At 64.7% G+C, this 20,198-nt stretch carries 19 protein-coding genes; 12 read left to right on the top strand and 7 right to left on the bottom strand.

Features of this window, described 5'->3' with window-relative positions; translation table 11 throughout:
- Window positions 1-535 precede the first annotated feature (535 nt).
- The 8 genes from H7I57_RS31300 to H7I57_RS31265 all read left to right on the top strand — a co-directional run bounded on the left by H7I57_RS31300 (window position 536) and on the right by H7I57_RS31265 (window position 7,481).
- Complete coding sequence (locus H7I57_RS31300) at window positions 536-805, top strand: metal-sensitive transcriptional regulator (RefSeq protein WP_006247290.1); 270 nt, start codon at window positions 536-538, stop codon at window positions 803-805.
- Window positions 806-906: 101 nt separating this feature from the next.
- Window positions 907-1,680: a sulfite exporter TauE/SafE family protein gene (locus H7I57_RS31295; protein WP_027332155.1), complete on the top strand. Its 774-nt coding sequence runs from the start codon at window positions 907-909 to the stop codon at window positions 1,678-1,680.
- 102 nt (window positions 1,681-1,782) lie between these two features.
- The gene (locus H7I57_RS31290; RefSeq protein WP_006247288.1) at window positions 1,783-3,156 is read left to right on the top strand and encodes an MBL fold metallo-hydrolase; all 1,374 of its coding nucleotides are present in this window, start codon (window positions 1,783-1,785) and stop codon (window positions 3,154-3,156) included.
- A 191-nt stretch (window positions 3,157-3,347) separates the two neighbouring features.
- A complete protein-coding gene (locus H7I57_RS31285; RefSeq protein WP_027332154.1) occupies window positions 3,348-3,761 on the top strand; it encodes an ArsR/SmtB family transcription factor in 414 nt (137 codons plus the stop codon).
- Window positions 3,758-5,725 (top strand): heavy metal translocating P-type ATPase, encoded by a 1,968-nt coding sequence (locus H7I57_RS31280; RefSeq protein ID WP_006247286.1) that lies wholly within the window; start codon window positions 3,758-3,760, stop codon window positions 5,723-5,725. The genes H7I57_RS31285 and H7I57_RS31280 overlap by 4 nt, the downstream gene beginning before the upstream one ends.
- Window positions 5,722-6,228, top strand: a complete 507-nt coding sequence (gene lspA / locus H7I57_RS31275) for a signal peptidase II (RefSeq protein WP_006247285.1) — start codon at window positions 5,722-5,724, stop codon at window positions 6,226-6,228. The genes H7I57_RS31280 and lspA overlap by 4 nt, the downstream gene beginning before the upstream one ends.
- Complete coding sequence (locus tag H7I57_RS31270) at window positions 6,225-6,827, top strand: cadmium resistance transporter (protein ID WP_006247284.1); 603 nt, start codon at window positions 6,225-6,227, stop codon at window positions 6,825-6,827. The genes lspA and H7I57_RS31270 overlap by 4 nt, the downstream gene beginning before the upstream one ends.
- Window positions 6,828-6,887: 60 nt before the next feature.
- Window positions 6,888-7,481, top strand: a complete 594-nt coding sequence (locus tag H7I57_RS31265; RefSeq protein WP_006247283.1) for a TlpA family protein disulfide reductase — start codon at window positions 6,888-6,890, stop codon at window positions 7,479-7,481.
- Window positions 7,482-7,551: 70 nt separating this feature from the next.
- Here the strand turns inward: H7I57_RS31265 and H7I57_RS31260 are convergent, their stop codons facing one another.
- Window positions 7,552-7,869 carry a MerR family transcriptional regulator gene (locus H7I57_RS31260; RefSeq protein WP_006247282.1) on the bottom strand — a complete coding sequence of 106 codons (318 nt, stop codon included), beginning with the start codon at window positions 7,867-7,869 and terminating at the stop codon, window positions 7,552-7,554.
- A gap of 91 nt (window positions 7,870-7,960) precedes the next feature.
- Between H7I57_RS31260 and H7I57_RS31255 the strand changes: the two genes are divergently transcribed.
- A complete protein-coding gene (locus tag H7I57_RS31255) occupies window positions 7,961-8,947 on the top strand; it encodes an alpha/beta hydrolase (protein WP_006247281.1) in 987 nt (328 codons plus the stop codon).
- A 110-nt stretch (window positions 8,948-9,057) separates the two neighbouring features.
- On the opposite strand, the gene H7I57_RS31250 is transcribed toward H7I57_RS31255, so the two are convergent.
- A complete protein-coding gene (locus H7I57_RS31250; protein ID WP_006247280.1) occupies window positions 9,058-9,726 on the bottom strand; it encodes a peroxiredoxin in 669 nt (222 codons plus the stop codon).
- Between the two features lie 578 nt (window positions 9,727-10,304).
- Between H7I57_RS31250 and H7I57_RS31245 the strand changes: the two genes are divergently transcribed.
- The gene (locus H7I57_RS31245; protein WP_006247278.1) at window positions 10,305-11,072 is read left to right on the top strand and encodes a cytochrome c biogenesis CcdA family protein; all 768 of its coding nucleotides are present in this window, start codon (window positions 10,305-10,307) and stop codon (window positions 11,070-11,072) included.
- 448 nt (window positions 11,073-11,520) lie between these two features.
- On the opposite strand, the gene H7I57_RS31240 is transcribed toward H7I57_RS31245, so the two are convergent.
- From H7I57_RS31240 to H7I57_RS31230, 3 genes are all read right to left on the bottom strand, one after another.
- Window positions 11,521-12,729 carry a hypothetical protein gene (locus tag H7I57_RS31240; RefSeq protein ID WP_006247693.1) on the bottom strand — a complete coding sequence of 403 codons (1,209 nt, stop codon included), beginning with the start codon at window positions 12,727-12,729 and terminating at the stop codon, window positions 11,521-11,523.
- A 1,025-nt stretch (window positions 12,730-13,754) separates the two neighbouring features.
- A complete protein-coding gene (locus H7I57_RS31235; protein WP_006247692.1) occupies window positions 13,755-14,081 on the bottom strand; it encodes a helix-turn-helix domain-containing protein in 327 nt (108 codons plus the stop codon).
- The gene (locus H7I57_RS31230; RefSeq protein ID WP_264028389.1) at window positions 14,078-15,190 is read right to left on the bottom strand and encodes a tyrosine-type recombinase/integrase; all 1,113 of its coding nucleotides are present in this window, start codon (window positions 15,188-15,190) and stop codon (window positions 14,078-14,080) included. The genes H7I57_RS31235 and H7I57_RS31230 overlap by 4 nt, the downstream gene beginning before the upstream one ends.
- A 599-nt stretch (window positions 15,191-15,789) precedes the next feature.
- Here H7I57_RS31230 and H7I57_RS31225 point away from each other — a divergent pair.
- Together H7I57_RS31225 and H7I57_RS31220 are read left to right on the top strand one after the other, a co-directional pair.
- The gene (locus H7I57_RS31225) at window positions 15,790-16,512 is read left to right on the top strand and encodes a helix-turn-helix domain-containing protein (protein ID WP_006246608.1); all 723 of its coding nucleotides are present in this window, start codon (window positions 15,790-15,792) and stop codon (window positions 16,510-16,512) included.
- Window positions 16,506-17,210: an RES domain-containing protein gene (locus H7I57_RS31220; protein ID WP_006246607.1), complete on the top strand. Its 705-nt coding sequence runs from the start codon at window positions 16,506-16,508 to the stop codon at window positions 17,208-17,210. Before H7I57_RS31225 ends, H7I57_RS31220 begins: the two co-directional genes overlap by 7 nt.
- 216 nt (window positions 17,211-17,426) lie before the next feature.
- Here the strand turns inward: H7I57_RS31220 and H7I57_RS31215 are convergent, their stop codons facing one another.
- A complete protein-coding gene (locus H7I57_RS31215; protein ID WP_006246606.1) occupies window positions 17,427-18,023 on the bottom strand; it encodes a hypothetical protein in 597 nt (198 codons plus the stop codon).
- A complete protein-coding gene (locus H7I57_RS31210; RefSeq protein WP_006246605.1) occupies window positions 18,020-18,991 on the bottom strand; it encodes a ParA family protein in 972 nt (323 codons plus the stop codon). Before H7I57_RS31210 ends, H7I57_RS31215 begins: the two co-directional genes overlap by 4 nt.
- Window positions 18,992-20,198: the final 1,207 nt, after the last annotated feature.

The following is a 20,198-nucleotide window of genomic DNA, read 5'->3' as shown; positions in this document are numbered from 1 at the left end:
GGGCGCTGACGAGTGGTCAAATCTCGATGGGCCGGATTGACGTCACCCCCATTGCGTCATCCCGCCCACACCTTGGTCGACACAGCGTTTCGGGCCGAAGAATCCCAGGCTTCGCGCGCCGTGAACCGGCTTCCCGACCTGCAGACGACGTAACGCAGTGTCCGGGATGTCGACGAGACGCGCGGCCAGCACCTTTGATAGGCAGCGCGCCAAGGAAATGATGCACTGGTATTCCTAGGGCTTCGCGGGCATCCGCCACCCGACTGGCCGGCCGCGCCCCGCCTGGCAGCCAACTCGTCGACGGTGACTTCACAGGTTCATTCACCCTTCCTGTATACCCCCGCCGGTATACCCTGTCGATGGGTGGCGAAGTCACGGTCCGCCCTGATTTATTGAAATGCAAGGGCGGCCCGACCCTGCCTCTCCGACCACGGCGCGCCCCGTTTGCACCGAGCGCCACGACTGGCGTCGCAACGATCGGGTAGATACCCGGTGGGGTATACGATGGAACTACTGTTACGGAAGGGGTTTGGCGATGGTCGGCGATCAGGACAGCATCGTAGTGGTGCTCAATCGGTTGCGTCGTGCGCATGGTCAACTCGCGGGCGTGATCGCGATGATCGAGCAGGGCCGCGACTGCAAGGACGTGGTAACCCAGCTTGCCGCGGTGTCGCGCGCGCTGGACAAGGCCGGTTTCAAGATCGTGGCCACGGGTTTGCGAGAGTGCCTGGCCGGGCAGGTCGAAGGTGGGGCAGCGCCGATGACCGAGGCCGAGTTGGAGAAGCTGTTCTTGGCGTTGGCATGAAGGATGCGTGCAGTGCCTGGTATCGGCGTCGGAGACCGTGATGACTGACCTGCGGTGTGCTGCGTGAGAGCGTGCGTCCGGGCGTCGAAGCGGTGTCGCCGGTGACTGTGGTCATCACCTTGGTGCTGGGTGCGGTGATCGGGGTGCTGTTGGGGTTGCTCGGCGGCGGCGGGTCGATCCTGGCGGTCCCGGCGCTGGTCTATGCGCTCGGCCTCGGGGTCGAGCAGGCGATCCCCATGTCGCTCATCGTGGTGGCGGTGGCCTCGGCGGTGGGGGTGTTGCCCAGGTTGCGCGCTGGACAGGTGCAGTGGCGCCTGGCCGCTGTCTTCGCGGTGGCCGGCATACCGGCCGCCCTGCTCGGCAGCGCCATCGGCGAGCGCCTGCCTCAGCGGGTTCTGATGATCGGCTTCGCGATCCTCATGATCGGCGCCGGCCTGCGAATGTTGACCGATTCCACCGACGCCGGCACTGCCTGCACCGTCGGCGATGGCGGCATCAACTGGCGTCGCTGCGCACCGCGGTCCATTCCGGCGGGCTTCGCGGTCGGCCTGCTGACCGGGCTGTTCGGTGTGGGCGGTGGATTCGTCATCATTCCCGCCCTGGTGCTGTTGCTCGGTGTGCAGATGTCCGTCGCGATCGGCACCTCGCTGCTGATCATCGTCGCCAATTCCGCGGCCGGGGCGCTCTTTCACCTCGATGGGGCAAGCATCGACTGGTCCATTACAGCGGCGTTCGTTGCGACTGCGATCGGCGGCTCACTGGTCGCCGGGCACTATGGCGCCAGACTCGACACCGGCCGGTTGCAACACTGGTTCGCTTACCTGGTCTTCGCCGTGGCGGCATATGTCCTGCTGGACACGCTCGTCCTGACCTAACTGATCCCACCTTCATCAGCTGCCCCGTCCAAGAGGCTTCGATCCATACTGGCGGGGGTGAACATACTTTCAGCAATCCAGAAACCAGAAGGGAGTCTTTTCGTGGACGTCACGATTATCGACACCTCCAGTCTCGGCGACCGTAGTTACTTGGTCAGCAGCGGTTCGACGGGGGTCGTGATCGATCCGCAGCGTGACATCGACCGAGTGCTGGGCCTGGCCCAGCGGCGTGGGGTGCAAATCACCCACGTGCTGGAAACCCACATCCACAACGACTACGTCACCGGCGGATTGGAACTCGCCCGCACGGTGAGCGCCGAGTACGTGGTGCCCGCCGGCGACCAGGTGGACTACGAACGCCGCCCGGCGTGCGACGGGGATGTCATCGACGCCGGACCGATCCAGTTGGAGGTGATGCACACTCCCGGTCACACCCACCACCACGTCAGCTATGTGCTGCGCGACATCACCGGTGCGGTGACCGCAGTGTTCACCGGCGGATCCATGCTGCACGGCACCACCGGGCGCACCGATCTGTTGGGCGCCGAACACACGCACGAGTTGACCCGTGCCCAGTACCAGTCGGTGCACCGACTGGCAGCGGTGCTCCCCGATGCCACCTCGGTCTATCCCACCCACGGGTTCGGCAGTTTCTGCTCGGCGACCCCCGGCAGTGGTGATTCCTCGACCATCGCCGAGCAACGCCTGAGCAATCCGGCGCTCACCCAAGACGAGCAGGCCTATGTCGCGGAGCTGCTCGAGGGACTGTCGGCCTATCCCGCGTACTACGCCCACATGGGAGTGATTAACCAGGCTGGACCAGCTCCGGTGGACCTCTCGTTACCCGAACCGGTCGATCCCGAGGAGGTGCGGCGACGCATCGACGCTGGCCAGTGGGTAGTCGATCTGCGGAATCGCACCGCCTTCGCCGCAGGGCATCTCAGCGGCACGCTCGGGTTCGAACTGTCTGGCAGCTTCGTAACCTACCTGGGCTGGCTTCACCGGTGGGGCGAACCACTGACCCTGATCGGGGAAACACTCGATCAGATCGCTGAGGCCCGCCGCGAACTGGTCCGCATAGGCGTCGACCACCTCGACGGCGCCGCCACAGGAAACATCGACGATCTACGCGCCGGATCAACACTGCGCTGCTATCGGACCGCCGGTTTCGCCGACCTCGCCGAAACCCTAGGCAGTGGCGAGGATTTCGTCGTGCTCGACGTGCGACAACGCCAAGAGCACGACACCAGCCGCATCCCCGGCGCGATCAACATCCCGCTGCACCTACTCGCCGACCGCCTTCACGAACTGCCTGACATGCCGATCTGGGTGCACTGCGGCTCCGGGTACCGAGCGTCGATCGCCGCCTCCATCATCGACCGGGAAGGGGGCGTCGTGGTGCTCGTCGATGACGAGTACAGCACCGCGGACACCCTGGGCCTCACCTCCACACGACAACCCACCGACTCAACGTGACCATGGGAGGCCAGCAGCCCCGATAAGTGCCACCTGGCTGAATTGCATCAGGCGCAAGGCCAACAGATCGCCCTCAGCGTTCCATTGATGGCGGCGGCTTCACACCTTCCGCTCAGCCCCCTGGGACCGCAGCCGGCGTAAGCGGACACTCCAGGCGCGAAGTATCGCCGGGGACCATGTATCATCGTCAAATGGCGATGAATGTGTCGGATGATTGCGCGGCTGTCGGCTCAGCAGGTGGAACCTCTTCGAATCTGAATGCTGCGGTAGCGCTGTTTCATAGTCTCTCCGATTCCGCCCGGCTGGCGATCGTGCGCCGCCTGGCCGACGGTGAGGCGCGCGTGGCTGACTTGATCGGCGAGCTGGGGTTGGCGCAGTCCACTGTCTCAGCCCATGTCGCCTGTCTGCGGGACTGCGGTCTCGTGATCGGACGCCCCGAAGGCCGGCAGATGTTCTACTCGCTGACCCGACCGGAACTCATGGATCTGCTGGCCTCAGCGGAGACGCTGCTGGCCGCGACCGGCAACACGGTGGCGTTGTGCCCTAACTACGGAACCAACGCCCACACAACGACGACGATCGATACCGAGGAGCCCCGCCGATGAGTGACGCCTGCGGATGCGGCAACGACGAGCCCCGCGACACCGACGAACGGGACGGTGAGCCCGAACGGCTCTGGCAGATCAAGGAATTGCAGTTCGCCGCCATCTCCGGAGTCTTCCTGCTGGCTTCCCTGATCGCCGGAGGAGTCGATGCCGCCGAGTCGGTCGTGCTCACTCTGGAAGCGATCGGGCTGCTGGCCGGTGCCTACACCTTCGTGCCGTCTACCCTCAGACGGCTGGCCAAAGGCAAGATCGGCGTCGGCACGCTGATGACGATCGCCGCCGTCGGCGCGGTGATCCTCGGGGAAGTCGGCGAGGCCGCGATGCTGGCCTTCTTGTTCTCGATCAGCGAAGGGCTGGAAGAATATTCGTTGACCCGCACCCGCCGCGGGCTGCGCGCCCTGTTGTCACTGGTGCCCGACGAGGCGACCGTTCTACGCGATGGCGGCGAAAAGACCGTTGCGCCTGCGGAATTGCGGATCGGTGACCGTATGGTGGTCAAGCCCGGTGAGCGTCTCGCCACCGACGGCATCATCCGTCATGGCCGCACCGCGCTCGATGTTTCGGCCATTACCGGTGAGTCGGTTCCCGTGGAGGCCGGTCCCGGAGACGAGGTGTTCGCCGGGTCGATCAATGGCACCGGTGTGCTTGAGGTCGAGGTCACCACCACGGCCGAGGACAACTCGCTGGCCCGCATCGTGCGCATCGTGGAGGCCGAGCAATCCCGCAAGGGTTCCTCGCAGCGCCTGGCCGATCGCATCGCCAAACCACTGGTGCCCGGAATCATGATCGCCGCGGCGTCGATCGCGGTAATCGGCAGCGTGTTCGGCGACCCGGCCACGTGGATCGAACGCGCCTTGGTGGTGCTGGTCGCCGCGTCACCGTGCGCACTGGCGATTTCTGTGCCAGTCACGGTCGTCGCCGCCATTGGCGCCGCCAGCAAGCTGGGATCACTGGTCAAGGGCGGCGCCGCACTTGAAGGGCTCGGCAGAATCCGCGGGGTTGCCTTGGACAAGACCGGCACACTGACCGCCAATCGGCCCGCCGTCATCGAAGTCGTCACAATCAACGGATCGACCTCGGAACAGGTGCTGGACCTGGCCGCAGCGTTGGAGTCGCGCAGCGAGCATCCCCTCGCCGCTGCGATCCTGGCCGCCGTTAAAGAGGTCACCCCAGCCACTGACGTCGAAGCCGTCACCGGAGCCGGACTCACCGGACATCGCGATGGGCACGCCATCCGGCTGGGCCGCCCCGGCTGGCTCGACCCAGGCCCACTGGCCGGTGACGTCACCCGGATGCAGCAGGCCGGTGCCACCGCCGTCCTCGTCGAAGTTGCCGGTCAGGTGGTGGGCGCCGTTGCCGTGCGCGACGAGCTGCGCCCCGAAGCCGCCGAAGTCATCGCCCAACTGCGCCGCGACGGCTACCACGTGGCCATGCTCACCGGCGACAACCACACCACCGCAGCGAGTTTGGCCCGCGATGTCGGTATCGAGGACGTGCACGCCGAGCTGCGCCCCGAGGACAAGGCCCGACTGATCGAACAGCTTCGCAGCCAGCGTCCCACAGCGATGGTCGGCGACGGGGTCAACGACGCTCCCGCGCTGGCCACCGCCGACATCGGCATCGCCATGGGAGCGATGGGCACCGACGTTGCCATCGAAACAGCCGACGTGGCGTTGATGGGCGAAGACCTGCGCCACCTTCCTCAAGCGTTCCGGCACGCCCGCCGTGCGCGGCGAATCATGTTGCAGAACCTCGGTCTATCCCTCGGGCTGATCATCGTGCTGATGCCGCTGGCGCTGTTCGGCATCCTCGGACTGGCCGCCGTCGTGCTCGTCCACGAACTCGCCGAGATCATCGTCATTGCCAACGGGGTGCGCGCTGGGCGTACCAAACCGCTGGCCGATGCGGCACTGCACGAGGTGGCGCGACCGATACGCGCGGCCGTCGTGGGTGCGCCGTCGTGACCACCGACCACACCGACACCGACACCCGAGTGAGACGGGGGCGGATCGCCCTTGCCGCCACGGTGGTCACCGTGGCGGCACTTGACCTGGGCTTGAAGGCGTGGGCCGGTCGCGCACTGACCGGCGGCAACTCAACAGATCTCGGGCTGCTAGATCTGCGGCTGGCGTTCAACCCCGGTGTGGCATTCAGTCTCGGGGACACCCTGCCGCCAGCGGCCCTGCTCGGCGTCACCGGCCTGATCGTGGCCGGTTTGGCAGTGTTCGCGGTACGCCTCACGCGCACCGCGGCGCTGCCCGTCGTGCTGGCACTTGCGGCGATGCTGGGTGGGGCGGTGGCCAACGTGATCGACCGCGCCGCTGATGGGCAGGTCACCGACTACCTACACACTGGCTGGTTTCCCACCTTCAACCTCGCTGACGTCTTCGTCGTCACCGGGGCAGCCGCCCTCGTTGTGGCTAGTTGGCGGGCAAGCGATACCGCAGACTCGGAGGTAAACGGATGATCTTGTCCTCAGTGCTGCCCGCAATCGGCCTGTTCATCGTCACCAACATCGACGACATCATCGTGCTCTCACTGTTTTTCGCCCGCGGCGCAGGACAACGCGGAACCACGGCCCGGATCACCGCAGGCCAATACCTGGGATTCGCCGGGATTCTGGGTGCGGCTGTGCTCGTGACGCTGGGTGCCGGAGCGTTCCTTCCCCCAGAAGTGATCCCGTACTTCGGACTCATCCCCCTCGCCCTGGGACTGTGGGCGGCGTGGCAAACCTGGCGCGGCAACGATGATGATGATGACGACGACGGCAAAGTCGCTGGCAAGAACGTCGGCGTGTTAACCGTCGCAGCAGTCACCTTCGCCAACGGCGGCGACAACATCGGCGTCTACGTTCCGGTGTTCTTGAGCGTGGGACCGGCGGCCGTGGTGGCTTACTGTGCCGTGTTCCTCGTGCTCGTCTCGGTGCTGGTCGTCGCCGCCAGATTCGTCGCCACCCGCCGGCCGATCGCAGAAGTCCTCGAACGCTGGGAACACGTCCTCTTCCCGATCGTCCTGATAGGCCTGGGCATCGTGATCCTCGTCAGCGGTCTCGCCTTCGAGAACTAGGCAGCCACGAACACCAGCGGTGCACTCCGGCGCCAACATGAACCATCGAGAGGACTCCTCGTGACTAGCCTTAGGCAAATCGTCGCCGTCGTGGCAGCCCTTATCGTCGCAGCCACGGTTGCCGGCTGCACCACCGGCGAGGGCGCCGTCGCCCAAGGCGGCACCTTTGACTTCGTATCGCCCGGCGGACAGACCGCGATCTTCTATGACCCTCCCTCCACACGAGGCACGATCGGGGATCTAACCGGACCCGATCTGTTTACCGACGCACCGATCCGGTTGTCGGATTTCACCGGGAAAGTGGTCCTCATCAATGTGTGGGGCTCCTGGTGTGCGCCATGCCGCACCGAAACTCCAGAACTGGAAACGGTTTACGCCGAATACCGTGACCGCGGCGTGCAGTTCCTGGGTATCGACGTCCGCGACAACCGCGACACCGCACGCGATTTCGTCACCGACCGCGACGTTCAATATCCCTCCATCTTCGACCCATCGCTGCGCAGCCTCATCACGCTGGGACGCACCTATCCAACCAGCGTCGTACCCACCACCATGGTCCTCGACCGCCAGCACAGAGTTGCAGCGGTGTATCTCATGGCACTACTGGCCGAAGACCTACGGCCGCTACTGGACCGGCTGACCACCGAGCCCTGACATATTGCATAGTGGCGAACCGGCCGCAGTACCCGCAGCACTCGCATCGTGGGGGTATCTGACCACGCCGCTAGGGATGCCTGACACGTTCGGCCAGCACCGCGCGGAAGCGCGGACAACTGGCGAGGTCGCCGTGTTCACAGCCGAGCGCGGTGTCGATAAGGGCGAGTGCGGCTTGGGCTTCGACGACGCGCTGGCTCAGCGCGTCGTACTGGTGTTGCAAGACCCTGTTGCGCTCGGCTGGGGTGGCTGCGGTCAACATCGCACGAATACTGTCAAGACTCATCCCGGCCGCCTTCGCCTGCACAATCGCGGCCACTCGATAGCGATCCGCAAGGCCGTACATTCGGTGACCCGTCGAGGTGCGGCGCGGAACCACCAACCCCATCTATTCCCAGTGACGCAGCACATGGGTAGCCAGCCCGAAATGTTCGGCCAACTCGCCGATCGAAATTTCTCGGCCCTCACCGCTTGACTTCATGTCGACATTAACGCGCACGCTGGCGGCCGTGTCTACAACCCTTCCCTTCTGCGGCCGCGGCACCGGCGTGGTCCGCGAGAACATCAACTTCGAATCCGGCGGCCAACGATGCGAGGGGTGGCTGTACCGGCCAACGAGTCCCCCACCGCATCCCTGCGTGGTGCTAGCCCATGGCATCGGCGGTATCCGAAGCGCGGCCTTGCCCGATTTCGCGATCCGCTTCGCCGCCGTCGGCATAGCCGCCCTCACCTTCGATTACCGCCACCTGGGCACCAGCGCCGGTGAACCCCGCGGCCTGATCGACATCAGGCGACAGCGCGCCGATGACCGCGCAGCCATCTCTCTCGTCCGCCGCTTCAGCGGCATCGATCATGACCGAATCGCCCTGTGGGGCACTTCTTTTGGCGGTGGACATGTACTTGCCACCGCCGGCCGCGACCACGACATCGCCGCGGCGATCATACAAAATCCGTTCGTCGACGGGCGCGCCGCAGCCGCCGCGGCAATCCGCTACGCCCGCCGACGGCATGGCTATCGGATGGCATGGCGAGGGATCCGCGACAACTTGCGTGCACGATGCGGCCGCGAACCCCTACGGATCGAGCTGGCCGGAGCACCCGGCTCAATGTCGATGTTGACCACACCCGATGCCGCCGCCGGATTTGCGTCGATCATGCCCGCCGACCCGGTCGGCTGGGAGCCCACGATCCCCGCCCGGATCGTGCTGCAGATGCGCGCCGACCGGCCGGCGCGCCGGGCCAATCTGGTGTCATGCCCGCTTCTGGTGTCCGTCTGCGACGGCGACGCCATTGCACCGCCCCAACCCGCGATCGAAGTGGCCAAGCACGCGCCGCGCGGAGAGCTACAACGCTACCCCATCGGGCATTTCGACCTATTCAATGAACCTTGGATAGATCGCGTCGTCAACGATCAGATCGCATTCTTGCGCCGCACCCTTCTACAACCCCATACCGAACAGAGGTGACCAGCATTGACATCGACGATGCTCGCCCCTACGCCCCGACTACCTCGGGTACCCCTTAGTGTCGCCGGTCGAGCACCCGATGCAGCCATCCCAACACTTGTCCTGTTGGGCTAAGCAAGCTGAATCGGGCTCGGGACGATGCGCAGGTAAGCCCGGGGTGCTTGCCACCCGTTCGGATAGATCTGGCGGGCTTCCTCGTCGCTGACCGAATTGGAGATGATCACATCGTCGCCTTGGCGCCACTGCGCCGGAGTGGCGACCTTGTGGGTGGCGGTCAACTGCAGCGCGTCGATCACGCGCAGCACCTCATCGAAGTTGCGTCCGATGGTCATCGGGTAGATCAGCACCAGTGCGATGGTCTTGTCGGGGGAAATCACAAAGACGTTGCGCAGCGTCGCATTCTGCGCGGGAGTTCGGTCAGTGGGGTCCCCGGCGGCGTCGGCGGGCAGCATCCCGTAGGCCTTGGACACCGCGAAATCGGTGTCGGCGATCATCGGATAATTGGGCGCGACGCCCTGGGTATCGGCGATGTCTTGTGACCAGCTGGCGTGGTTGTCGAGCGGATCGACCGACAGCCCGATGATCTTGACGTCGCGCCGGTCGAATTCGGTTTTGATCTTGGCCATGTAACCCAGTTCGGTGGTACACACCGGGGTGAAATCGCGGGGATGGGAGAACAGCACCGCCCAGCCATCGCCGATCCAGTCGTGAAACCGAAGCCGACCTTCGGTGGTATCGGCCTCGAAATCCGGGGCGGTGTCGCCGATCGTCAGAGTCATCGCAAACCTCTAATCTCAGGGAGAGGCACGTCCCCCTCCTTCTACTGTCTACGTACCTGAACAGTAGAAAGTTATTTCCATCTGCGCCACTACGGCTGGTACAGGCGATAGTGGAAGTAAACGAGGGTGACGATGCGGTCCGGCCGGTCGATGGTGGGGCGGCGATGGAGGCGCGGTAGACCGACGCGCAGCGCATGCGCACGTCGCGCCGGGGACGTGGCCAGCCAAGACTGCGGGCGGCGGGGCCAAAGGCACCGGGACCACGGTGCCGAGTTGTCGCCCATGGGCTGTCGTGGCGACAGGACAGGCACCGACACACCTCCCCCGGCTTGGATGACGCGCTGCCGTATTGTGCATGGCCGTTGAGTCACCAACGATTTCGGCGCAGACGGTCTACGGCTGAAGCCGCATCTGCGCATTACACGCCCGTCAAACGAGGGGTTGCGTGAGCGTCTCGAAACCGTTCCCAGCTATGGTACTAACCTCTGTAGTAGATACGTAGGTGATGACATGATGCAGATGGGCGTGGGCGGACCCAGTAGCTGGAGTGCAGAAGCGGTCGCAATGCGCAGCCGCCGATGAACGGATTCACCGAGATCGCCATGTCAGGGCACGTGCTGCTGGCGGTGCTGGTATCGGCATTGGCCGGATTGGTGTCTTTTGCCTCGCCCTGCGTGATTCCCCTGGTGCCGGGATACCTGTCCTACCTTGCAGCGGTCGTCGGGGTCGACGAGCAAAGCCAATCGACATCGCGAAGTGCGCGGCTGCGAGTAACTGCGGCCGCTGGATTGTTCATCGCCGGCTTCACAGCGGTGTTCCTGATGGGCACCATCGCGATCCTGGGTCTAACGGCGACGGTGATCACCAATCAGGTGTTGCTGCAGCGTATCGGCGGCGCCGTCACCATCCTGATGGGCCTGGTCTTCATGGGCTTCGTGCCCGCGCTGCAACGCCAGGCCCGGTTCACCCCGAAGTCGATGTCGACCATCGCGGGTGCGCCGCTGCTGGGCGGGGTGTTCGGCCTGGGCTGGACCCCGTGTCTGGGGCCCACACTCACTGGCGTGATTGCGATGTCCTCGGCCACAAATGGATCGGCCATCGCCCGCGGGGTAGTCCTCGTCGTGGCCTACTGTCTAGGTCTGGGCATTCCCTTTGTCCTGTTGGCGTTGGGATCTGCACGCGCGGTGCACGCGATGGGGTGGCTTCGTCGAAATACCAGGGAAATCCAGATCTTCGGCGGTGTACTGCTGGTCGCCGTGGGACTAGCGCTGGTGAGCGGGCTGTGGAACGAATTCATCTCTTGGGTCCGTGACACCTTCGTCACCAACACCACGCTGCCGATATGACACCAACTTTGCCCTGAGAGTCAGGCGGCTGGGCTGGCTCGCACCGACAACGCCAGATGGAGTGAGGAATTCGACCGATTGGGTCGCGCGATTACCTCACGCGCCCGGAAAGCAACGGTGCAACGCAGCAAACACTCACGTTGCGCGTGGAGGGCGACGTTGAAGGCGGTCGCGGGCGATATCACAGCCGTTTGAGTCGTTGGGGGTGCAGACTGCCATAGTTTCGGCACCCGGCCGAAGGTACCGGCTGCGGCAGTGCCGATGGGCCTAGTTTGCCGTGGCCGGTTTCGTGTCCCCCAAGGCACGGGCCAGACAAATCTCGCCTCGGCCGGCAACCAGAGTCCGCACCGTTCACAGCGGTGGGAGTGTTACCAGAGTGGGCTTCGAGCCTCTTATTTGCCGCCGAACCCCGCATCGGCTGACCATCCGAGTCGCCAGCGGATGGCTCTTACCCGTTGTCGCCGGAGGTTCGTGCTGCGATGTAGTCGTTCCATTCGGTCTTGGCGTAGGTGGCCCACCGGGTGGCAGTGCCGACGTCGATGGCGAGCAGGTCGGCGAGAACGGCTGCGGGAAGTTCGGCGGCCAGCCCGAGCAGGGCGGTGTTCTTGCCGGCTCGGATGGTCAGGCCGCTGCGTTTGAGTCGCTTGCCGAATCCGCCGGTGTCGACGGGTCGATCGGGAGTTCGGCCGGGAAACAGCAGCCGATCCGAGGCGTCGGAGTCCGGCAATGTGGATCGTCGTGTGGAGCGCGGTAATTGAGCCATCAGGTCGGCCAGCTGGGGTGGCAGCAGCAGTTCGTGGTCGCGCAGGACCAGGAAGGTCTCGCCGTCACGCGTATGTACCTGGTTTCGTCGTAGGTTGAGCACTCGCCAGGTGGCTATGCCGTAGAGCAGGATGAGGGCGCCCGCGGCGCGCAGATCGACGTCGATACCGTCGTCGTGCAGGCAGCGGTGCAATTGTTCGAGGTGCGTTGCTTCGTCGATGAAGACCGACGGTGGAGCGGGCTTGGGTGCCGGCGCGGAGACGGCGCCAGTGATGCGGCGTTGGGTCGTCCAGTGCAGAAACGGTCGCACTTCTGGCCGGCGCCAGTCTCCGGTGGCCAGCCAGGTGTCCACGTCGCCCTGATCGATGTCGGTCAGGGACCTCCCACGGGCGTCACACCAGGTGAGGAACTCGAGTGCGACGCGCACTCTGCGCCGGATACGAGCCGCCCCTGCCGTGACCAACGGTCGGGGGCTTCGCCTGGCACGATGCAGGAGATACCAGACGGCGTAGTTGCGGACCATCAGGGTGTGGTCGGCTGGCTGGTCGGCGAGGTAGCGATCCAGCCACGGCTCGAGTCGCTCGAGACGCTCGTTGCGCATCGGCAATACCGATGTGCGGACCAGGATTTCGCGGATGTAGTTGACCTGCCGTCCGGGCGGCAAGGCGTCGAGAAGGTCGTGGGTGACCGTTTCTCCGCATTCGGCAAGGGTTCTCAGTAGTCGCGCGGCGTCGCTTCGGGCGAGCCAGACGGCAACGCTGCGAGGATCGGGTGCGGCGGCCAACGCGTCGGCCAGCGGCCGCAACTGGTCAGGTATCTGGCCGTCGTGGCCACCCAAGGCGGCATCAAGGAGCTGGGCGGTGACGCAGCGGCTGCACCGACCGTTGGCGTGCATGCCGGCCTGCCCGCAATTGCGGCAACGGTAATCGAGCGAGGCGCCTGCACACGGTCCGCAGATCCGCCCACCATGGTCGTTGAGTCCGATGAGGACCGCAGACTGCTGACACGTCCCGCAGATCCCCGGGTAAGACCGCGCCCGCTTGGCGCACACCTTGCAAACCGGGCCTGCTGGCCATCGGTTCATTATCGGGCGTTGCCGCCGGCAGAAGACGCAGATCGGGGCAACTCTGGGTGGCCGCGACGCGGGTAGCGCTGTCCGCGTCGAGGCCTTCTGGACGTCGTTGCGTAGTGCGCGTCGGCAGATCCCACAAATATGTGGACCGACGTTGCCGCCGGATTTCCTTCGGCGGAGCGCGCCGCAGGCGGCACAGCTCCACGACATGTTGATTCGGCTGTAGCAGGTGCTACAGATCGGCCCGTTCTCGGTGATGGATTGCGCGGGTCGGTCTTTGCCGCACTCGACGCAGGTGTGTTGGGGCCTGGGAGCGCACGCTGGACAGAGCACGCCTCCGCAAGGGAGGCGACGCCGACGGTGCCCCACCCGCCCGCACCGGTGGCATGGCGCTTTCGAAGAGGGGTCCCGGCTATAACAGTTCGAGCAGACTACGCCGTCGGCGGAATTGCGTCGGTGCAGAGCTGGCTTCCCGCAGCGCGCGCAGAGAACTGTGGGGCGGTTGGCTCGAAGGCAGTGTTCGCAAATTCGCCCGGACGGGCCGACATTGGTCAGTGCCGAGCGCTGGCCGCACTGAGTGCACTGCGGTGGGTGAACCGTGGTGTATCCGGCGGCGAGCAGGATGTGGCTCAATCGCATCATGCCGCGGGGGCACGCGGAGTCTGGGTCGCACACGCCGCCGGGCGTGATTGCCAGGTAGCAGTCGACGGCGTTGAGCGTCTTGGGGCGGTTCACGCGGGCATCGGTGAGCAGGCGCTCGGCCGCCTCGACGGACAGGCCGTCGATGTCGGCGACCAGGCGGGCGGTGACCCGGGCCCACGCGTCGGGCCGAAAGTCCGCCGAACCCTTCACCGAGTGTGGTCCGGGCGGCGCACCGTGGTGCGCCGGACCGTCGGCGGCGACGGGGCGGCCCCACCGGCGACCTTCTTGGCTGCGGCATTGACCACGGTGATCTCAACCAAATCGTTGGGTGTGCAGTCGAGGATGTCGCACAACGCCGCCAGAACGTCCATCGAGAGCCGCTGCGGAGGCTGAGTCACCAAACGGAAGACCTGTTCGCGGGACAGCACGACGCCACGCTCGGCCAGCAGCGGCACGAGCTCCGTGGTTTGAAACATCCCCTGCTGCGCCATCAGTGTGCGAAGGTGCCACTGGCAGCCCATCTTTCGGATCATGGTTCACCTTCGGTGATGACGCCACGTTTGGTGAGCGCCGCGCGCAGCAGGCGGTTGCGGTACTCGTCGGACACGTGGCTGTAGATCGAGGTGGTACTGGCGTAGGCATGTCCGACTTGGTCTTGCACGAAGCGCTCTGGGTAGTCGAACTCGGTGAGATGTGTGACGTAGGAATGGCGCAGCGAGTGCAAATCGAGTTCCTTGGGCAAGCCGGCCGCATCCCGTGCCGCGGTGAACGCCTCGTTGGCGCTGCGCTTGGACAAGCGCCCCTGACGTTCAGTGATCCACAAGCCGGGATGGCGGCCGGGCTGAAAACACGGCCGTACCTCGGCGACGTAGTGCTCCAGGACGCCGACGATCCAATCCATTTCCGGAACGGTCAACACCGTGCGACGCTTCGGCGCGTCGCCATGCGACCCCTTGCCATGGCGGACGAACAACCCACCAAAGCGGCCGTACGCCGGAACCTTCGGATTCGATCGCAGATCGACGATGTCGAGGCCCACCACCTTTTGGCGGCGAAGTCCATACGCGTACACCGTCTTTAGCATGGCGGCGTCTCGCAACGCCGACAAACTGCCCTTGCGGTGACGACTACGCGCGGCCTCGACCAACCCGTCAGCTGCGTCGAACAACTCCTGCACCTCGTCGAAACTCAGCGGACGCCGACCGGCTCTGCCTTCGAACTCGGTGACATGTGTCACGGTGTTCCAGTCGTGCAAGATCTGAGCAGGCGGCTGCCCGAACCGCTCCAGGCACAGTGCGGCCCACCCGTATCGGCGGTCGGTGATGAAATCGCAGAACAATCGCAACGCGTTCTGATACCCGCGTAGCGTCGAAACCGCCTTCGGCGATGAACCCGACCTCATCGATGAGAAGAACGCGTCAGCGTCCTCAGCGGTCCACTGCCAGGGATGGGTCCCGGTGAAATCGCCGAACCGCCGAACCACACTCGCTCGCGCGAGGATCGTCGGCGGCAAGCACACCCGCGCCCGCTGCTGATCCGACCAGCCCGCCATCATCGCCCGAAACACCGCCTCCTGCGGATCCAACGACGCGACCTTCGACACCAACGACAACGCCGCAGAACCCGGCAGATCAACACCCACACCCTTGTTGTAGCAGATGCAACAATGATGCGATAGAGGAAGACGCGCAGTTGAGGCGAGCGCATCGATGTCACCTCGCCTAACGGGACGGGATTTCACCAGGGACAACGACGCTCTAACGAGCGCCGAACTGTTGCAACAAATGCAATTCCGCTCAGTGGCGGCACGTATATGAGCGGTGGATTCCACTGCCGCGGTTGGAGCAGGCCGCGCACTGCTGCGTGCCGACCAGGACGCGCTGCGGGCCGCGGAGTCGGTGGCCTTGTGGGCAGAGGGCTGGCGGTCCGGGCTCGGCCCAGCCTTGCGGTGTCCGCCTCAGCTGCCCCATGAATGATCATTCTAGTCTCGAATTCGCTCATGTGTTCGATTCGCTTGTGATCATTACGCTCCCCCCGCCGGGGAGCAGCCACGGCGTCACTCCGATAGCGGCCGCGAATACCCCGCGATGCTGGCGCTACATTCGGACTAGCTGGATATGCGTGTTCGCTGATCCCCAGCCCGGTCGACGCGCCGCTTCCGGCATGGGTCGTTTGAAGTATTCGGCCAGGAATAGTGGCGGATCCTTCTTAGGTTGCATATCCTGCATAGAGGAGGTTGTTATGACCGAGCTTTTTGTTCTCGAACCGGCGGCCGCGGATGAGCCTAGCGACCGCATTCCCGAGGGTTTGCCGGTCGGAGGCGCCGAGCGTGGTCCGTTGGAGCGCGCCCTGCGCAACGCCGGATTGGCGATCGCCTCAGTGCCTTTCGACGTTCTCATCGACGCACCGGACGGTGGCGATGACCGCCGTGAACTGCGCGCGGCAGTTACGGCGGTGGTCCACGCGGCCGCAGACACCGAGTTGGAGCGCTTGCGCGCGGCCGTTCAGACCGATCCCGACGACGGACTCGATGTGGCGCTGTGGGGGCCTGCTCCCGATTCGGTGGCGGTGTCCAAAGCAGCATTCGCCGACCTGCAAGACCAGTTCGCGGCACGTCGGCAACTTTCGATCGAAAGCCTCAGCCGCGACGACGCTGCGCAGCTGCTGGGCGTGGCCCCCCAGAGCATCACTGCCAAGCTCGCCGCTGGCAAGCTGGTCGGGCTCAAGGTGGGTAGGGAATGGCGCCTGCCCATGTGGCAGTTCGATTCCGATGACCCGTCCGGCATCCTGCCCGACCTGGATCGGCTGCAGTCCGTGTTCCCCGGGGGGGTGGTCAGTCTGTCGGCCTGGATGCAGCGCGAACAGCCCGAGTTCGGGGGCCGCTCGGCGCGCGAGGTGATGTCGCGACGCGGCAGCGAACCGGTGATCGCCCTTGCCCAGGCCTTGACCGCTGCCGCATGGTGAAACAGCTCGACCCACCGCAACGTCCGCTACCCCGAGCTGCCGGGTTCCGCTGGACCTGGGCACCGCGCCCCGACGCGGCCCGTTGGCGGTGGTGTCGCGTCTACCACCGCGGCACCCACACCCCTGACGGGATGACGTTCCGGCAGTTCGGTCCGCTCTATCGACTCGACCACCACCATGCCGCCACTCCCCCACAACTGGACTCCGAGAATCGGCGGGTCCTGTACGTCGGAGCTGATCTAGCCACCTCGGCCAGCGAGGTGTTCGGTGAAGCTGGCATCGCAGCGATTTGCCCCCGCTACCGCGTGTCGATACTGGCACCTACCTCGCCGCTGCCCGTGTTCGACCTCACCAAAGCAGGGGCAGCAATGGCGATCGGAGCATTACCTACCCTCGCCGACGGCAACGAAGCGCGCGCCCTCACCCAGCAGTGGGCGCGTGCCATCTTCGAAGACCAGCCGGCTGGCCCCACCGTGCGCGGGGTGCGTTATCGCACCGCCTACAACTTCGGAACGTCACTTGCACTGTGGGATTGCGACGACTCCGTCGAACTCGTGTGTGACAACGCGGGACGCCAGCAGGATTACGCCCTCGATCATCCCGGGATCTTCGGGCGCTTCCAGGTCGACATGCGCAAGCGCCGCATTAGCGTGACGACCCTGCCAGAAAGTGACTGCGCGTTATGTCGGCGCGGATGACGGCGTACCGCCCATTCCCGGTTGGCGGTACGTCCTCAACCGCTCTCGCTGCCGTCAGGGCCGGGCATCTAGTAGTCGGCTAGCGAAACGGGGCGGTGACACACTCACTCCCCTACCCCACCGGGCGAATCAGGCGGCCTCCTTCGGCCCCATCACGGGCTTGCCAGACGTCGCAACTGTCGTTTACCGACGACGGTGCCGCGAGCTCCGTCCGGTCTAGGTGTCCTTTCGGCCAGGGAGAAAGGCGTTCAGGACTGGGGCAATCCATGTACTCCGTGTGGTGAAGCCAAGATCCTGCCCAATGCTGTCGAGCACGCTTTCCTGTTCGGGCGTGGGACTGAACCCGATCTGCACGCTCCCCCCGCCCAAGTAGCGCACCGCAGATGGGTCTGCGGGGAACAGGGAGCCGACGGGAGCGGTACTGACCGCGGACTTCTTGATGATGTCGTGAAGGTCTTCATGCTTGGCGGTTATCGCGTCCAGCACGACCTGAAGGTTGGTCTTCTTGGCCTTGTGTCGGTAGTCCTCGAACCGCTGTTTGACCCCCTGGCTTACGTACACCGCCGAGGTTGGCCGGGTGCGCGAGCGCGTACTCGACTGACGCGTAATCCGAGTCGGGCGAGCTGGCGCAACCGAATCATCCTCACGCACTGCCTCGACGGCTTCGGCGCGGGCTTCCGGGACCGGCTGACGCCGAGCCGTTGGTGTGGCAGCACCGAGTAGCTCGCTGAGTCCGGAACCGCGGGGCGCAGGGGCGCCCAGGTCCGAGAGGTCTTCTGCGGGGATGTCTTGCTGCTTCAACTTGCCGCTCATGGCCATACTCCTTGCTCGATCATCTCGGCACGTCGCGCCCCGGCGCGAGTCAGCATTTCCTTCGCCAGCTTGGCGAAGTCGCGGGCTACCGGCTTGGACGTGCTACTAACTACGGCTGTGCTCTTCGCTGTGCCGCTGCGCAACTCCCAGTACTTAGGGTTGTTGGCGATCTCTTGTTCCAGCTCGTGGGCGACACGGCCGTACTTGGTCATGTCATTCGCAACGGCTTCGGAGTGCCGGATGAACGACGACATCATCACGTCGCTCTGCGCTCCGAGGTCGCGCGTCACTTGGTCGTTCATCTCCTTACGCACCTTCGTGGCTGATGTTCCCGATGCGAACGCAAACACACCCAGCAGCGTGAGGAACTCGTTGAACTCGCGCATCCTGCGGATCTCGCCGGCCAACTCGCGGAGTCCGAATTGGGACATCAGCTCAGTCTTCATCGGCACGACGATGAAGCGAGCTGCGCATAGTGCAATCTCTAACAGCAGGGGATTCTCTGGCGGCGTATCGATGATTATGAGCTGATAGCGGTGCGCGATCCGCTGAAGACCGTCCGCCAGGGATAGAAGAACTGCCGGCACGGTTTCCTGGGACATCATGTCGCCGGCCACTGCTGCGCCGATCCGACGCACAAACGGACCGCCCGGCACCACGTCTAAATTTTCTCGCACGCCTTTGACAGGAGCCAACGCGGCCCCGCCGGTAATGGCACTGAACAGACCGCGACCATGGTCGTCAAGGTCGGTATTGGCGAACCCTAGGATGTGCGCGATGTTGCCTTGCCCATTGAGGTCAATTATGAGGGTCGGGGCCCCGTCGGAGGCGACGAGCGCCCCGAGATTGGCCGTGGTTGTGGTCTTGCCGACGCCACCTTTTCCGTTTGCGACTGCGTACACATGACCGAGGCGCGCCCAGTCGATTGTCGGTATGGGAGCAGTCCAGGCGGTTACGCTTTCGGTCATGAAAGCCCCCTGGCCTGCTCGCTTGCGCGCCACGCGCCACCAGGCGCGCGGTCCGCGCGTGTATTGCGGTTCATGGTCAGCAGAGTCTAGTGAGCCGCGCGCGACACGCACCGTCACGCCACGCCGAGCGTGCAACGGTGACCTAACTGTGACACTGGATGCGCCGCGCAGCACACCCCTAAACGGTGCAACACACCTGGCTGATTACGTGCGCTGTGGCGGTGCACGCAGCACAAGTCCGGCCGTCACCGACCACTCCGATGCAGGCTATGCGCCACTCGACACCCGCACCAGCGCTACACGCATTCCATCCAGTGCAGGCAACTACGTGCGGTCCACTTGCGTCGCAGATCTCAGCCTGCGCACTGGTAACACCGGCAGCAGCTGCATGCCCTGCAGCCTGCGTCGAGACACAACCACCAGCTCGCCGCAACGCTTTGCACGAGGCTGGCACCACCACCTGACTCACCACCTGACTCACCGCCTGACCAGTTGCCTGACAAGCAGCCCGCGACATTGCCAGGCATGCTGCCCGCTCATCTGCCATAGTTACCACCACCACCGACGCCACCACCCAGGCCTGAGCCAATGCCATAGCCTGTGCATAGATCGACGCACGCACACTCGCCTGATCACGACTGCTCAACCAAACACGCACACGCGCCCTGCCCGCCGCTTTTGCCCAGGTCTGCATGTAGCCTCAAAGCGCCATGTCACAACGAGTGCCTGCCACCATCGGAAACCCGATAGATTGTCAGACAAGCAGCGGTGCACAGGCACAGATTTGGCGCAGCGCCGACCGAGCAACTCCCTACCGGATGCCACCCATTGCATCGACGTCACCGTGTTGACCGACCTAGGAGTAGACACTGCTCGCAATTGGCCTACTAGCGTTGTGAAAGACTGCGTACGTTGCAGCGCACATTAGGTGCGCGCGTGCATGTGTAACGGTGGTTATCCACGCTGTGTCGGTTGCACGGGCAACAGCATTACCCACCGCGCGCTAGCAAATTGGTCGCGCCATTTGTTAAATCATCTGGAGCGCCGCTGAATGACCTACAGCATGAGGGATGACGGACAACGTGAAGCTACGGGTGCGGCTGCCTGCTCTAGCGCGTGCACGGCGCAATATAGCGCTCGGGATTGTGCATAAGACGGCGACGCCGGTTTGATCGCCACAGGAACGTTTGGACGCCGTTGCTGCCCT

Source organism: Mycolicibacterium pyrenivorans (assembly GCF_025821625.1).
Taxonomy (GTDB): Bacteria; Actinomycetota; Actinomycetes; order Mycobacteriales; family Mycobacteriaceae; genus Mycobacterium; species Mycobacterium pyrenivorans.
Note: the sequence above shows the minus strand (reverse complement) of the source record. Positions and strands in the feature narration are given on the sequence as shown.